Annotated in this window: 15 protein-coding genes; 4 read left to right on the top strand and 11 right to left on the bottom strand. The window is 43.1% G+C overall.

The features are described from left to right. The first annotated feature begins 104 nt into the window (after window positions 1–104). Genes EAH55_RS01825 through EAH55_RS01840 form a run of 4 tightly spaced genes read left to right on the top strand, consistent with a single transcriptional unit; the run spans window position 105 to window position 3,871 of the window. Complete coding sequence (locus EAH55_RS01825; protein ID WP_121808252.1) at window positions 105–941, top strand: DUF1223 domain-containing protein; 837 nt, start codon at window positions 105–107, stop codon at window positions 939–941. 32 nt (window positions 942–973) lie between these two features. Next, window positions 974–1,681 (top strand): cytochrome b/b6 domain-containing protein, encoded by a 708-nt coding sequence (locus EAH55_RS01830; RefSeq protein WP_162996717.1) that lies wholly within the window; start codon window positions 974–976, stop codon window positions 1,679–1,681. Further along, window positions 1,656–2,465, top strand: a complete 810-nt coding sequence (locus tag EAH55_RS01835; RefSeq protein ID WP_162996718.1) for a molybdopterin-dependent oxidoreductase — start codon at window positions 1,656–1,658, stop codon at window positions 2,463–2,465. The genes EAH55_RS01830 and EAH55_RS01835 overlap by 26 nt, the downstream gene beginning before the upstream one ends. Window positions 2,466–2,518: 53 nt before the next feature. Then, window positions 2,519–3,871 (top strand): MFS transporter, encoded by a 1,353-nt coding sequence (locus EAH55_RS01840; protein WP_112568326.1) that lies wholly within the window; start codon window positions 2,519–2,521, stop codon window positions 3,869–3,871. 17 nt (window positions 3,872–3,888) lie between these two features. Here the strand turns inward: EAH55_RS01840 and EAH55_RS01845 are convergent, their stop codons facing one another. The 11 genes from EAH55_RS01845 to EAH55_RS01895 all read right to left on the bottom strand — a co-directional run bounded on the left by EAH55_RS01845 (window position 3,889) and on the right by EAH55_RS01895 (window position 14,227). Next, window positions 3,889–5,127, bottom strand: a complete 1,239-nt coding sequence (locus tag EAH55_RS01845; RefSeq protein WP_121808253.1) for an SAM-dependent methyltransferase — start codon at window positions 5,125–5,127, stop codon at window positions 3,889–3,891. 75 nt (window positions 5,128–5,202) lie between these two features. After that, window positions 5,203–6,012, bottom strand: a complete 810-nt coding sequence (locus tag EAH55_RS01850) for a DUF1365 domain-containing protein (RefSeq protein WP_162996719.1) — start codon at window positions 6,010–6,012, stop codon at window positions 5,203–5,205. Between the two features lie 16 nt (window positions 6,013–6,028). Next, window positions 6,029–7,315 carry an NAD(P)/FAD-dependent oxidoreductase gene (locus EAH55_RS01855; RefSeq protein ID WP_121808255.1) on the bottom strand — a complete coding sequence of 429 codons (1,287 nt, stop codon included), beginning with the start codon at window positions 7,313–7,315 and terminating at the stop codon, window positions 6,029–6,031. 1 nt (window position 7,316) lies between these two features. Continuing rightward, entirely contained in the window at window positions 7,317–8,453 is a 1,137-nt protein-coding gene (locus tag EAH55_RS01860; protein WP_121808256.1) for an alpha/beta hydrolase, read from the bottom strand. Further along, a complete protein-coding gene (locus EAH55_RS01865) occupies window positions 8,450–9,484 on the bottom strand; it encodes an SAM-dependent methyltransferase (RefSeq protein WP_121808257.1) in 1,035 nt (344 codons plus the stop codon). Before EAH55_RS01865 ends, EAH55_RS01860 begins: the two co-directional genes overlap by 4 nt. A 96-nt stretch (window positions 9,485–9,580) precedes the next feature. Next, window positions 9,581–10,372, bottom strand: coding sequence for a DUF1295 domain-containing protein (locus tag EAH55_RS01870; protein ID WP_121808258.1), 792 nt, complete (start codon window positions 10,370–10,372; stop codon window positions 9,581–9,583). Further along, window positions 10,365–10,700, bottom strand: coding sequence for a DUF1475 family protein (locus EAH55_RS01875; protein WP_121808259.1), 336 nt, complete (start codon window positions 10,698–10,700; stop codon window positions 10,365–10,367). The genes EAH55_RS01870 and EAH55_RS01875 overlap by 8 nt, the downstream gene beginning before the upstream one ends. Further along, a complete protein-coding gene (locus tag EAH55_RS01880) occupies window positions 10,701–11,231 on the bottom strand; it encodes a peroxiredoxin (RefSeq protein WP_112568533.1) in 531 nt (176 codons plus the stop codon). A 121-nt stretch (window positions 11,232–11,352) separates the two neighbouring features. Continuing rightward, a complete protein-coding gene (locus tag EAH55_RS01885) occupies window positions 11,353–12,237 on the bottom strand; it encodes a sugar phosphate isomerase/epimerase family protein (RefSeq protein ID WP_121808260.1) in 885 nt (294 codons plus the stop codon). 170 nt (window positions 12,238–12,407) lie between these two features. Continuing rightward, on the bottom strand, window positions 12,408–12,980 hold the full coding sequence (def, locus tag EAH55_RS01890) for a peptide deformylase (protein ID WP_112568308.1): 573 nt from the start codon (window positions 12,978–12,980) through the stop codon (window positions 12,408–12,410). A 17-nt stretch (window positions 12,981–12,997) separates the two neighbouring features. Continuing rightward, window positions 12,998–14,227, bottom strand: a complete 1,230-nt coding sequence (locus EAH55_RS01895) for a M16 family metallopeptidase (protein ID WP_208644807.1) — start codon at window positions 14,225–14,227, stop codon at window positions 12,998–13,000. Between the last annotated feature and the right edge of the window lie 140 nt (window positions 14,228–14,367).

The raw sequence follows: 14,367 nt of genomic DNA on the forward strand, positions 1-14,367 counted from the left end.
TTATGCCGATATTTATATCAGCCAAAAAAGAAAAAATTTATTGTAAGGTTATCCCCGTAAACCCGACAAAGCAGTAAAAACGTATATCATTTAATCTAAATATCATGAGAAAGATCAAAGTAATCGCGCTCGTGCCGCTTTTAATCGGCGCGATAGCTCTTTCAGTCGCTTTTACTAATTGTAAAAATACAGCCAAAGGAAATAGTAAAACGCCGGTGTTTGACGGTAAAGGCTTTGCATTGGTAGAGCTATTCACATCCGAAGGATGCTCAAGCTGCCCATCGGCCGATAACCTGGTGGCCAAAGTGCAGAAAGAAATTGGCGATAAGCCTATTTATATTTTAGCCTACCATGTTGATTATTGGAACCGTCTTGGCTGGAAAGATGTTTTCAGCAGTGCCGATTATTCAAAACGGCAAAATGAGTACGCTAATTGGTTGAACCTGTCGCAGGTATATACCCCGCAGATTGTGGTTAATGGCAAAACGGAATTTGTAGGTTCGCAGGAAGGCGCTTTACGCAACGCCATCAAAGCCGGGCTGCAAGGCAACAGCAATACAAGGTTATTGCTCAACGCTACACGCAATGCCAACAATACAGCTTCGGTACAATATAAAATTGAAGGAGAAACCGACAACGCTCACCGTGTAATATCCCTCGCATTGGTTCAAAAACAAGCTGTTGTAAAAGTTGAGCGTGGCGAAAACGGCGGCCGTACGCTGGAACACACCCAAATTGTGCGCAACCTGCAAACAATCCCTTTAAACAATACCGAAGGCAGTACAAACGTTGCCTTACCCACAGGGTTTGATGCCCAGGGCTGGGAAATAATAGGCTTTGTGCAAAATACCGGTAACGGAAATATCTTGAGCGCGACTAAGGCCTCATTTAAAGTATCGGTAGATAGCGGCAGCCCAAGGGACGCTAAAAACATACAATAGTTAAACACCGCTCGTGTAAAAAAGCCATTTAAATGAAAGTGATTAAAGAAAAACACCCGCTATTAATGCGCTGGACGCACTGGGTAAACTTCCCTATCCTGACCATCATGATCTGGAGCGGGCTGCTTATTTACTGGGCTAACGACACCTATACGTTCACGCTTTTTGGCGTTACTTTTATCCGGTTTTTTCCGCAGGAGTTTTATGACGCCTTGCATATCCCAAAACGATTGGCCGAGGGTATGGCTTTCCACTTTTTGTTTATGTGGTTTTTCGCGCTGAACGGGTTTCTGTACGTATCATACACCATTATATCCGGTCAGTGGCGGGAACTGGTGCCCAATAAACATTCATTTAAAGAAGCCTGGCTGGTGATTTTGCACGACCTGCATATCCGTAAAATGGCGCCACCTCAAAACAAATACAACGCCGCCCAACGTATTGCCTACACCGCCATCATTGTAATGGGCTTTGGCTCGTTAATTACAGGACTGGCCATATACAAGCCGGTACAGTTTAATTACCTGGCCTGGCTTTGCGGCGGTTACCATTTAGCGCGCATATGGCATTTTGTACTCACCATTGGTTATGTGTTGTTTTTCCTGGTACATGTTGTACAGGTTGTACTTGCCGGCTGGAACAATTTCAGATCGGTTATTTCGGGCTTTGAGGTGATTGACGAAAAACCGCAACCCGCTATTCAAATTCAAAACGATGAAACTAACGAAAAAGCTGAGTAAGGTTTTCAGCAAAAATAAAGCCCCCAAAAAGGAGCTTACTGTTGAGCAGAAGATAAGTCGTCGTAATTTTATCGCCTTTGGCAGTTTCCTGGCTTTGGGTAGCGCGGCATACGGCGGCTGGCGTTGGCTGTACACTTCGCCCGAAGAAAAAGGCGGGGTAACCGCGGGTGCCCACGGCCCATTGCGTGCAGTACTTAATACCAACGAAAAAGTAGTACGCCAGTTATACAGCAATAACAACCTTGTAAAAACATATCCAAAAGAAATGGCCGCTAAAGTGGTGCGCCATAACAGCGATATAGGCTCGGAAGGATTAATTGATGTAGATGCATGGAAGCTCTCGGTCAGGAAAAACAGTGGCGAGGTGCTGAATATCGGGATTGATGAAATAAGGAAGCTGCCCAAAACTGAGATCATTTATGATTTTAAATGCGTTGAAGGCTGGGACCAGATCTCGCACTGGGGCGGTGTAAAATTCAGCGATTTTATAGCGCATTTTAAGCTTGATGCCGAAACTCAATTTGAATATGTTGGCATGGAGACACCCGATAAGGAATACTATGTGGGGGTTGATATGCCGAGCGCTATGCACCCGCAAACCTTACTGGCTTATGAGGTAAATGAAAAACCGCTGCCGCCTAAACATGGCGCGCCGTTACGGCTCATTATTCCGGTTAAATATGGCATCAAAAACCTGAAGCGGATTGGGAGTATCAACTTTAGCAATACCCGCCCCCCTGATTACTGGGCCGAACAGGGATATGATTATTACGCCGGGTTGTAAAGATCCCGTTAAACCTTTGAGATATCTGATGTAATATTTGCATATTGCATTAGATGCCAGCGGATAAACCACCACTTTCCAAACAGCTTGCCTATGCCTGCGGAATGATAGGCTGGAGCATCATGACCAATATTATTATTGTGATGCTGCCCTACTTTTATTTGCCGCCAAGTAATGCCCGGCTTACCCCCTTAGTTCCCCAGCTGCTGCTTTTCGGGGTGTTTAATATCATGTCGGCCATAACTGCTTCGGGGCGTTTGGTTGATGCTTTTTTTGATCCTTTTATTGCTTCGCTAAGCGATAAAAGCGAAAACCGCAAAGGCAGGCGAATCCCATATATGAAATGGGCCATTATTCCGGCTGTTGTTTTTTGCTCCCTTACTTTTTGCCCGCTGGTAAAGGGCGAAAGCATCCACAACGCATACTGGCTCGTTTTTACCCTTATCTGCTTTTTTATGGGTGCTACAGCCTACATCATACCCTATAATGCGCTGCTCCCCGAGCTTACACGCACCGGCGCCGAACGGGTTGAATTATCATCCTTGCAACAGGTTGGTTTTGTGATAGGCATTATCCTGTCGGCCATGGTAAACAACTTTGCCGATTGGTTACAAAGTTTCACACATATTACCAGTCGTGATACGGCGGTACAATATACCATTTGGGGACTTGCAATTTTTGCAGGCCTGGTGATGCTGGTGCCTGTGTTTGCCATTGATGAAAAACGATATTCAAACAGTCAGCCATCGCACCTGCCATTGCTGCCTGCTATTCAAAAAACTTTCGCAAACCGCAATTTTAAATATTACCTCATCTCAGACTTTTCGTTTTATATGGCGCTCAGCATCATATCAAGCGGACTGTTATTCTTTTTAAAATCGTTGCTGGGACTGCCCGAATCTCTGGGCGGCGAATTGATGGGCTCCATGGTTCTGGTATCCCTGGTGTTTTATCCACTGGTAAATTATCTCAGTAAAAAAATAGGTAAAAAACCGATTGTGATATTTTCTTTTGGTTTACTAAGCCTTGTTTTTATAGCCATATTTTTCCTGGGAAAATTTCCTATGGCACCAAAAGTACAGATCTATGCTTTGGTACTCAGCGCCTCTTTTCCGCTGGCTTCGTTAGGTATATTACCCAACGCTATTCTTGCCGAAATAGCCCAAAACGACGCCCAACAAACCGGTGAAAACCGGGAGGGCATGTTCTTCGCGGTAAAATACCTGTTTGTAAAACTCGGCCAAACGCTGGGGATAGCATTGTTTGCTTTCCTGACGGTGTATGGTAAAGATCCGGGCAATGATTACGGCCTGCGTTTAAATGGTATTTGCGGCTGTGTGCTATGCCTGCTGGCAATTGTGTTCTTCAGCAGGTTTAGGGAAGACGAGAAGCGGGTAAGTAGTTAATTAGCCGCTATGGTTATTTATCTGCCAATGTTATTGGGCCTTGTGTAAACCAAATGCATCACGTTAATATTGCGCATTTCAAATGCTGCTTCGCAGTAGCAAAGGTAGTAATTCCATTTGCGGATAAAACGGTCATCAAAACCTAAAGACCGTACAGTTGGCAGGTTGGCGTTAAATGCATTGAACCAAAGTTTGAGCGTTGTAGCGTAATCCAGACCGATATCCTTCAGGTCTACCATGGTCATATCACCTGTTCGGTTGATAGAGTTGTTGATAGCCCCTACCGATGGCAAAAGCGAACCCGGGAAGATATGCTTCTGGATCCAATCTACCCCTTTACGAAGCGCAACATACCTCGAGTCGGGCGATGTAATAACTTGTATGGCCAGGATGCCGTTCTTTTTAAGCAGGTCGTGGCATTTTTTAAAGTACACATCCATAAAATTATGTCCCACGGCTTCCAACATCTCTACCGATACGATCTTATCAAACATCCCCTCCATTTGGCGGTAATCTTTAAGTTCAATGCTCACCTTGTCGGCTAAACCAGCTTCCTCAACACGTTCAACTGCCAGTTTATGTTGCTCTTCAGATATGGTTAGCGATGTTACCCGACAGCCGTATGTTTTGGCCATATAAATGGCGTTGCCGCCCCATCCACTGCCAATCTCCAGTACATGATCACTGGGTTTGAGGTGTAGTTGTCGGCATAACCTTTCATATTTAGCCAGCTGTGCTTCCTCCAGGCTTAGTCCGTCTTTATAAAAATATGCAGCCGAATAAGTCATGGTGGGATCAAGGAAACTGGCAAAAAAGTCGTTATTGAGGTCGTAATGTTCAGATATATTCTTGCGCGAGCCATCTACCGTATTAGCTCTTTTAAAATGCGAAAGCTTGTTAAAAAACCTGAGCAAGTTTAATGATAGCGCCTGCGTTTTGCTGCCTGATACGCCGGGAGCGTTTTCAATATTAAGTAGTACCCATTTTATCACATTGGTAATGTTATTGGTATCCCACAGGCCGTCAACATAAGCTTCACCAAAACCGATATCACCAAACAGGATAAGGCGTTTGTAAAAATCCTCATCGTTTACCACGATATTGGCGCTGATATTGCCCTCGCCGGTACCAATAGCAATTTGTTCGCCATGGGGAAGCGTTAAGTGTAACGTGCCTTTATCCATTTTAGATAAAAACTTCAGAATTAAATACTGGTAAAAACTGTTTTTTTTAACAACGGACAAGGTGCCTGCCATAATTTGCTGATATATAATTGAATTACCATAGTTACGAATTAGGCGGTCTGATAGTTTTAAGCAGAACTATTCATTTTATGAGTAAGGCCGGTAAACCTCTTTTTGTAGCTCCTTGTTACTGTCTTTTTTATGAAATGGGATTTTCTTGAGCCAAAGCTTAAATGCCTGCCAGTGGATAAGCGCGATCACTTTTATTGTGATGAGCGGAAAACCAAAAAAATATAATAATAGGTTTTTATCGCTAAGTGGCTTTTTAACGCCAAGAAGTGTGCTGATAAAAAAAAGCTTGCCTTGTTTATCGTAATCGTCAATTTTAACATTTAGCTTTTCACCCGGAATGCTCAGGTCAAAATCAAAATTGGTATCCATATCAATGAAGGGCGACACATAAAAATACTTTTCGGTATTGAGTTTAAATCCCTCTCCCTGCCGGGTATCCGGGCCTAAAAAATAGGGCTTCATCTCCAAAAAAGTATTGCAAACCTCAACAACCGAGCAAACCGGCAAACCCGCCTCGTCATAACAAAAATAAAACGACACCGGGTTAAACTGGTAGCCCAGCGTACACAGATTGGTAAGTACCATGATACGGCCATTTCCAATATCTACCCCGTTTTGTTGCAGGTAAGCAGCAATATGCCGGCGCACATTTTTCGTGATATCCGGGTTTTCGCGGGGTAACTGCAGGTGGTCTTTATCCCTAAAATTAAACAGGTTGAAATGGTTTCGGCTCATGAATTTCAGCCTTTTGCCCAGCATGTCTATCTCATCCAGGTCAAGATAAAACATGAAAACATTATAGTGAAAGCTATGCTCTTTGGGAGCAAGCCTGTGGTGCATCACTTTGGCTTTGTATAAGCATGAATTGATAGCCGTATTTGCCATTTTGTTAATATACGGGTTATACCGGCGGCTGGATGAATGTATGATCATAAACAGCTTTTCCTAACAACTGAGAGCTAAGCTGCACCGCGCTGGCAAACGCATCTTCATGAAAACCATATTTAAAATAACTGCCGCAAAAATATACAGGTCCGCTTTGGTTTAATTTATGCAGCTGGGCCTGGGCATTTATTGCCGGTACATCAAACAAAGGGTGTTCATAATCTATTTCCCTGATGATTTTTTTTGAGTCGATATTATCATGCGGATTGATGGATACGAAATAGTTCTTTTTATCGGATACACCCTGCAACTGATTCATCCAGTAAATGGTGCTTGGCGCAAGTTGTCCGTTTTGTTGTTGTATCCGATAGTTCCAGCTGCTCCATGCTAACTTAGCTTTGGGCATAATACTTTCGTCGGTATGCAGGGTTGCTTTGTTATACTGATATTTGAAACACGAAAGCACGTGTTGCTCATCAACGGTTGGCGCTTCCAAAAGATTCAGGGCCTGATCGCCATGGGTGGCGATGATTACCCTGTCATATACTTCTGCCGTGCCATCTGAAGCATACACCGTAACCTTACTATTTGCGCGGGTTACCTTCACCGCTTTACGATTGATGTGGATACGATCCTTAAACGGCCGGATCAAAATTTCCCGGTAGCTTTGGCTACCCCTATCCAGTGTATACCACTGGTGCTGCGTATCAAGCCCTAAAAAACCATGGTTTTGAAAAAAACGGATGAGCGTTACCGCCGGAAAATCCAGCATCTGCTCCATTGGGGTAGACCACACTGCCGAACTCATGGGAACAAGATATTTCCAAAGCATATCCTTGCCAAAGCCAAACTCCTCGATATATTGCCCGATGGAGTAATCGGCATACTTTGGATCATCCAAAATTTTGATACTTTCTTCATTAAAACGCTTGATCTGCATCAGCATTTTTAGATATTTAATATTGAAGATGTTTTTGCGCTGGACAAACAGATGGTTAACACTTGAACCCGAATACTCCAGGCCTGTTGGCACATGCTGAACACTGAAACTCATATCGGTTTTTTTCACAGGCGCTCCAATCTCTGCAAACAGGCGGCAAAGGTTGGGATAGGTTTTATAATTAAAAACCATAAAGCCGGTGTCAATGTAAACGGGGCTGCCATCTTCATCAACAATTACGGTATTGGTATGGCCACCAATGTAATCGTTTTGCTCGTAAATGGTAATGTCATGTGTTTTGTGGAGGAAATGGGCGCTACCCATACCCGCTATGCCTGTACCTATGATGGCTGTTTTTAACATATTATCTGGTTACCGTGTTTAAAAACCGTTCGACAGTATAGGTAGCCAGCTGCCCGCCGGGACCGTTCAAATTAAAATCAAAACCATGGGTTGCCCACGGAAGCTTAAGCAGAAAATGTTTTACGCCGTTCTCAGCCAGTTTTTCGTTCATGCGCCTGCTATGCTCAGGTGATACCAATACATCATTATCGCCATGAATAATAAGCGTTGGCGGCGACTGATGATCAATGAATTCCAATGGCGAGCTTGCTGCAAACTTTTCAGGAACTTGCTGATACGAGCCGCCGATATAATCGCGCATTACCTGGCGTGAATCCATAATAAGCGGGCTTGAAGGTATAGAATAACCCCAAACCATATCTGCCGGCCCGTAGTAATCAATCACACCTTTAATGCTTTTATCATGACCTGCATAAGCAGTCAATAAAGCTATCTGCGCTCCGGCCGAACGGCCAAGTAACACAAAGCTGCCAGCATCGATATGCAGATCCGCAGCCCGTTTTTTTAAAAAAACAAGAGCGGCATTGACATCCTCAACCGGGGCTGGATTTTGATATCGAGGTGCAAGCCGATAGTTGATCACCGCTACATTATAGCCCATCAGCGCTAAATGGCTGTTTAGTTCGGGGAGTTGTTTGTTATCTCCTTTGTTCCACGCGCCTCCGTGCACTACAATTACACAAGCCCTGTTACCCACAATTTGTGATGGATAGAAATCCATGGAGAGCGTTGTGCCATCAGCATACGAAACATAGTTAAGCTGTTTGTAATTCACTGTTTTATTGCCCGAAAACATTTTCCAAAAGCTAAAAGACTTCTGGTTATTATCTCCGTTGATAATGGTACTCCCGGCCCCAAATGCTTTAGTAAAATCTTGTTTCAGGCTGCCTGCTACAGTGTAGGCCCGTACAATCGGCGAAATAAAAAACGGCAAGGCAATCAAACCCAAAATGGTGCCGGCAAGTTGATATTTATTGGTGTAGTAGCCACTTCCTAATGCTATTAGTGTCAACAAAATAAAAAACCAGGAAAACTCAGTTGCAATAATGGCAAACATCCACATGTAGTATTCAAATGCTTTAAAAACAGTTAGCAGCGATACCAGGAATAATATAATGATAATAACCAGACGGATCATGCAGTGGTTTTATGAAATAAATAGTGACTTACAATCCACTCGTTGCCATTGTTGAAATTCCAAAGCTCGGCGCAAGCCATGTAAAATATGCGCCAGTATACCCACCATTTTACAGCTTGATCTGCACCATAGATTTGTTCAAACAGCGGCATGATCTGGCTTTTATGACTGTCCATATTTTTTAGCCATGCCTCTGATGTTTTGCTGTAGTGGTTGCCGCTCACGTGCCAGTGTTTTTCAACCACCAGGTCATCATTAAAATAAAACATGAGGTCATCGCTGGGCATAATACCTCCTGTAAAAAAGTATTTGCTCATCCAGTCGGTTTCGTCAATTACCTCAAACTTATAAGCGTACTCCTTATGCGTAAAAATATGGATCCACAGTTTGCCGTCTGCTTTCAGGAATGATGCCACTTTTTTAAGCAGCAACTCATAATTACGCATATGCTCAAACATCTCTACAGATACCACCCTATCGAACTTTTCTTCAATATCAAATGTGTTCATATCTGCAGTAATCACCGTCAGGTTGCTAATACCCCGCTTTTGAGCCTGCTCATCAATGTAAACCTTTTGGGTGCGCGAGTTGGATACAACTTTAAAATTGCTTTGCGGAAACTTAGCTGCCATATATAAAGACAGCGATCCCCAGCCACAACCCAGCTCCAATACATCCTGCCCACTCTTAAGCTCGGCCCGCAGGCAGGTAAGTTCAAGCATATCATCTTCGGAGGTGTTTATATCGGTTACTCCAGGTTTCCAATACCCGCTTGAATATTTGAGGTTTCTACCCAGGCAGTACTGATAAAATTGAGTGGGAACTTCGTAATGCTGTTCATTGGCATCGGTGGTATTTACAGCAATTGGCGATGCCTTAAGTTCGGCTATCAGATTCATTAAATGGGCCTGTTGCGCTTCAACATTGCCTTTGTTTTCGTCGGCAAGGCGTTGTTGCAACAATTTGCGGATGCCTTGCCGCAGTAAAAAATCAGGAACGCGATCTTGTTGTATTAGTTTATCGTACCACATAATTTTAGGTTGAACGTATTACGCAGTACGTTTTACGCTGAATGTATTTTGTATTTTATGGTTATACGTTAAGAAGAGTGCTATGGATTTTGAGTACTACTGTTTTTTAAACCAGGGCACAAAAACACTGGTGCTTTCCTGGTAGCGTTTATAGGCCTCACCTTTAGAACGGATAGCCTGCTCTTCGGTAGCAGGGATACCGGTTACTTTTAATAACAAATAGAGGATGATTGCCGGACTGATGAGCGCTAAATAACCATAGGGCGATGCCAGAGCAAAGATGGAGTAGGATACCCACATCAGCCATTCAAAAAAGTAATTAGGGTGGCGCGAATAGCTCCACAAACCAGTATTGCAAACCTTGCCTTTATTTGCCGCGTCCTTTTTGAAGAAGGCGAGTTGCCTGTCGGCGATAGCCTCACCTGTTACGCTGATGAACCAGAGGATAAAACCCATGTATTCAAGCGGCGACAGTGCGTTTTTGGTGTTCATGCAGCTGATAAAAAACGGGATGGCCAACAGCACATTTGACATGGCCTGAAACTGAAAAAAGAAGAAAAACTTTCTTTCGGCATTTGGCGCCCACTCTTTACGAAGCTGCAGATAGCGCCCCTCCTCTTCATGCAAATGAGTAATAACGCGCTTTGCCAAATGTGTACCGAGGCGTACACCCGCAATAATCACCATTGCGCAAATGAGCACCTTCCGGTCATGATAACCAGGAGCAAGAAAAAATAAAACAACAGCTATGACGGGGAAATTATATGACCAAAAAATATCAACCACGCCGGCGTTCCTGATCTTGTAAGCCCATAGCCACACCAGGGCCATGATACCGCAGCAGGCAATAAGGCAATATACCAATAACATCCAAACTGAGTTATCCATTTTGCCGGCCGAAAAATTCTTTTAAACCTTCTTTATCTTTTAGTCTGAAAAGCTGGATAAGTACGTAAGCACAGCTGGCCAGGCTACCCAAAGTAATAAGTAATATGAGCCAAACTATTTTCCAAAGCCAGTTTTTCTCTTTGTAGCAAATCCATACGTAAATAACCAGGATGTTGGCATAAAAATCCCAAAGCGTGGCCCGCATCCAGGCTATAGCACCTAAATAATCCCACTCTTTAAAAAGGTTATGCTCCAGGCTTGTGTTTACAACAACGTAACACATCCATACAAACACAATACTGAATAATATTTTCAGAAAACTTACCACCTATTTTGCTTTAGCCGAATTGATAAACGCTAAAGCATCATCGGCATGTTCTTTACCTTGTAACATAGCCTCATGGGTATAAACTATCTTACCCTTCAAGTCAACTACAAAAGTTTCCCGGCCAGACATAAAGAACTTTTTCTTTACACCAAACATATCGTAAACCTTATTGTCGGGATCGCTCAAAACGGTAAAAGGCAATTTATAATGATCGGCAAAAGCCTTATGGCTTGCTACGGTACCATTGTTTATGCCAATAACCATAGCGCCAGCTTTGGTAAATTTATCAAAGCTGTCCCTAAACGCGCAGGCTTCCTTTGTACAAACCATACTTTCATCTTTAGGATAAAAATAAATTACCAATACCTTTTTACCTACATAATCGTCAGTGTTAAAGGTTTTGCCGTTTTGGTCGGTAAGTGAAAATGTGGGTATTTTATCGCCGGATACAAGCTGTTTGCTGCTTTGCGCTTCGGCGGCACAGGCAAAAAGAAACGAAGCCAGTAAAACGGCAATGAGGTATTTGATCATGGTCGGGCTCATTTTCCTTACTTACGTTAAATGTGTCACACAGCGATTTGTACTTATGAAATAAAAAAAGCCTGCAATTTGTTTTAATTGCAGGCCCTTATATCTGTGTGTAAAAGCAATATTACACCAAATTCTTTTTAATGTAACTGATACTTTGGCTGATACTATCGAAAGGATCGCCAGGGCAAACATCCTGCTCAACAAAGAAATACTGAAGGCCTGATTTTTTGGCCTGGGTAAAGATCTTTTTAAAGTCGATAGTACCGTTACCTACCTCAGTAAATTTCTTTTCAGGTGTTTTATCCATATCCTTAACATGCCATAACGGGAAGCGGCCCGGATGCTTGTTGATCAACGCGATAGGATCCTGGTTGGCTTTGGTTACCCAGTAAAGGTCCATCTCCATTTTTACAAGGCTTTTATCGGTGCTATCCAGCAAAATCTCGTAAGGATACTTCCCGTTTTCCTGGATAAATTCAAAATCGTGGTTATGATAGCAAAGCTGGATGCCTGCACCTTTACAGGTTTCGCCGGCTATATCAAGCATATTGGCAACGTTTTTATAATGATCAAGGTTGCCACGCTCAGATTGCGACAGATAAGCGCAAACCATATATTTTACACCTGCTTCGGCAGCATCGTCAACAGCCTTTTTCCAGTCGTTCATGATGGTACCTTTCTGGTGTTCGCCATTAACAAGTTCTTCACCTAAGCGATAGTGCGCGCTTGGCATAATCAGGCCGTTCTGTTTTAAAACATTGGCAAAATCCTTTGGACGCATGCCATAAAATAATTCGGTACCGGTATAGGTTGCACCTTCAACAGATGTGAAGCCTGTTTTGGCAACTTTTGCTAACGCGGCAACCGGATCGGCAGCCATAGCATCGCGTACAGTATATAATTGTAAGCCAATGTATTTTTTATCATAAGCAAACAAATTAGGAGCTGCCAGCAAGCCTGCTGAAAGTAGCGCCGAGGTTTTAAGGAAAGAGCGTCTGGTAGTCATTGGTTATGTTTTTTGATTGGTTGTGTAAATATAACACATTAAAAATGCCAATTCAAAGACACAAACAACATTGATTGGTTTAATGCCGTATCCAATAAAAATAACACAAACAGGATTAGGCTCAACAAAAAAGGCCGCTAAAGCGGCCTTCTAACTCAATATTTTAAAAATTATCTTCCTTTTTTAACGTTCGGAAATTTCATTTTATAATCTACATCAACCATACCCTTTGAAATATCGTTAAGCTTTTTTTCGATCAGGCGCTTGCGCAGCGGGCTTAGCTTATCGGTAAACAGCTTACCTTCAATATGGTCATACTCATGCTGAATAACGCGTGCTGCCATACCTTTAAAAGTCTCTTCGTGGTGTTTCCAGTCGGCATCATAGTATGACATGCGCACAACGGGTTTGCGGTATACATCCTCGCGGATATCCGGAATGCTCAGGCAACCCTCGTTAAAGCCCCACTCCTCACCTGTTTCTTCCAAAATAGTAGCATTAATGAATGCCTTTTTGAAATCTTTCAATTCCGGCTCATCATCATCAAATGGGGTAGCATCAACCACAAATAAACGCATAGACATACCTACCTGCGGAGCAGCCAAACCAACACCGCGGGCAGCATACATGGTTTCAAACATGTTTTCAACCAATTCTTTTATATGCGGGTATTCGTCGGGCTCAATGGCCGTAGCTTTTTTTCTTAAAACAGGATCACCGTAGGCAATGATAGGATACTTCATCGTGCAAAAATAACGGATTATTGCTTAGGCTCAAATAGCAAAGTTATCAAGCGGTTATTATCAAAAATTTCATTACTGATCTCCAATAATTGCTCGGCGCTTACCTGGTTAATTTTAGCAAAGATCTCTTCCAGCGTATCAATGCGGTTAAAATCAACCATGCTTTTGGCCATGGCTATAATAAGGCTCATGCGGTTTTCCTCGGCCAGGGCTATTTGCCCTATAAATTTTTGCCGGGCCTGGTGCAACTGTAATGTACCCAGCTTTTGCTCCCTCAGTTTCTTCAACTCTTTATGCACCAGTTTTGAGGCCTTGGCCGCCTTTTCGGCATCGGTACCAAAATATATCGAGAAGATCCCGGTATCGGTTAACGGGGTATAGTTTGATTCGACAGTATAGGCTATTCCGTACTTCTCCCTGATCTCGAGGTTTAAGCGGCTGCTCATGCCAACGCCGCCCAGCAGGTTATTAAGCAACAACAAACCCCATTTGTGTTCATGTGCCGTTGAATAAGCCTGCGTACCAATAATGCAATGCGTTTGCGAAATAGGTTTATTAACGAGATGGATACCGGCCGGGCTTAACACCGGCTGCACCCTGTTTTTCTGAAGCTGATTGAAAGGTACATGCCCGAAATATTTTTCGGACATAGCCACCAGTTTTTTGAAATCATAATTGCCATGAACAGCAAAAATCATTTCTGTAGTGTTGTAATTGGCCGAGATAAAGTTGCGGATATCATCGCCATTAAGCCTGCCAACCGTTTCGGGAGTTCCCAGAATGTTTTGCCCCATTGGATGCCCCTTAAACAAAAGCTCCTCAAAATCATCCTGGATAGCTTCTTCCGGCTGATCAAGATAAGATGCTATTTCATCTAAAATAACACCCCGCTCCTTTTCCTGCTCATCATCCGGAAAGGTGGAATGAAATAAAATATCCTCAAACAGATCCATCGTGCGGTCGAGATGCTGGTTAAGCAGCGACGCATGGATGCAGGTATATTCCTTAGTGGTATAGGCATTCAGATCGGCACCAACAAGCTCAAGCCTGTTGAGGATCTGGCTGGTATTGCGCCTTTCGGTTTCTTTAAACAGCAGGTGTTCAATAAAGTGTGCAAGCCCCTCCTGTCCCGGAAGCTCGTCTCTCGAACCTGCATTTACTATAAAACAGCAATGTGTAATTGCCGATGGCCAGTGTTTGTAAAGTATACGAATGCCATTGGGCAAAGTATAAAGTTGATAGTCAATCATTCGGCTGCAAAGATACGCTTATAAGTCATAATTATTTTTCACGCTATTGTAAGTGATTTATGGTATTTTAGGCGCTTAAATCCAACTACATCTACCGTTAAATAGCAATATTTAACACATTGAAAAACAAAAAGACT

Source organism: Mucilaginibacter kameinonensis, assembly GCF_003675385.1.
GTDB lineage: Bacteria > Bacteroidota > Bacteroidia > Sphingobacteriales > Sphingobacteriaceae > Mucilaginibacter > Mucilaginibacter kameinonensis.

Excerpts from the sequence above, each read along its gene's own strand:
- def (WP_112568308.1), bottom strand. The coding sequence starts at position 12,980 with ATGAAGTATCCTATCATTGCCTACGGTGATCCTGTTTTAAGAAAAAAA.
- EAH55_RS01860 (WP_121808256.1), bottom strand. The coding sequence starts at position 8,453 with ATGATCCGTCTGGTTATTATCATTATATTATTCCTGGTATCGCTGCTA.
- EAH55_RS01855 (WP_121808255.1), bottom strand. The coding sequence starts at position 7,315 with ATGTTAAAAACAGCCATCATAGGTACAGGCATAGCGGGTATGGGTAGC.
- EAH55_RS01850 (WP_162996719.1), bottom strand. The coding sequence starts at position 6,012 with ATGGCAAATACGGCTATCAATTCATGCTTATACAAAGCCAAAGTGATG.
- EAH55_RS01830 (WP_162996717.1), top strand. The coding sequence starts at position 974 with ATGAAAGTGATTAAAGAAAAACACCCGCTATTAATGCGCTGGACGCAC.
- EAH55_RS01880 (WP_112568533.1), bottom strand. The coding sequence starts at position 11,231 with ATGATCAAATACCTCATTGCCGTTTTACTGGCTTCGTTTCTTTTTGCC.
- EAH55_RS01845 (WP_121808253.1), bottom strand. The coding sequence starts at position 5,127 with ATGGCAGGCACCTTGTCCGTTGTTAAAAAAAACAGTTTTTACCAGTAT.
- EAH55_RS01885 (WP_121808260.1), bottom strand. The coding sequence starts at position 12,237 with ATGACTACCAGACGCTCTTTCCTTAAAACCTCGGCGCTACTTTCAGCA.
- EAH55_RS01865 (WP_121808257.1), bottom strand. The coding sequence starts at position 9,484 with ATGTGGTACGATAAACTAATACAACAAGATCGCGTTCCTGATTTTTTA.
- EAH55_RS01840 (WP_112568326.1), top strand. The coding sequence starts at position 2,519 with ATGCCAGCGGATAAACCACCACTTTCCAAACAGCTTGCCTATGCCTGC.
- EAH55_RS01835 (WP_162996718.1), top strand. The coding sequence starts at position 1,656 with ATGAAACTAACGAAAAAGCTGAGTAAGGTTTTCAGCAAAAATAAAGCC.
- EAH55_RS01870 (WP_121808258.1), bottom strand. The coding sequence starts at position 10,372 with ATGGATAACTCAGTTTGGATGTTATTGGTATATTGCCTTATTGCCTGC.
- EAH55_RS01825 (WP_121808252.1), top strand. The coding sequence starts at position 105 with ATGAGAAAGATCAAAGTAATCGCGCTCGTGCCGCTTTTAATCGGCGCG.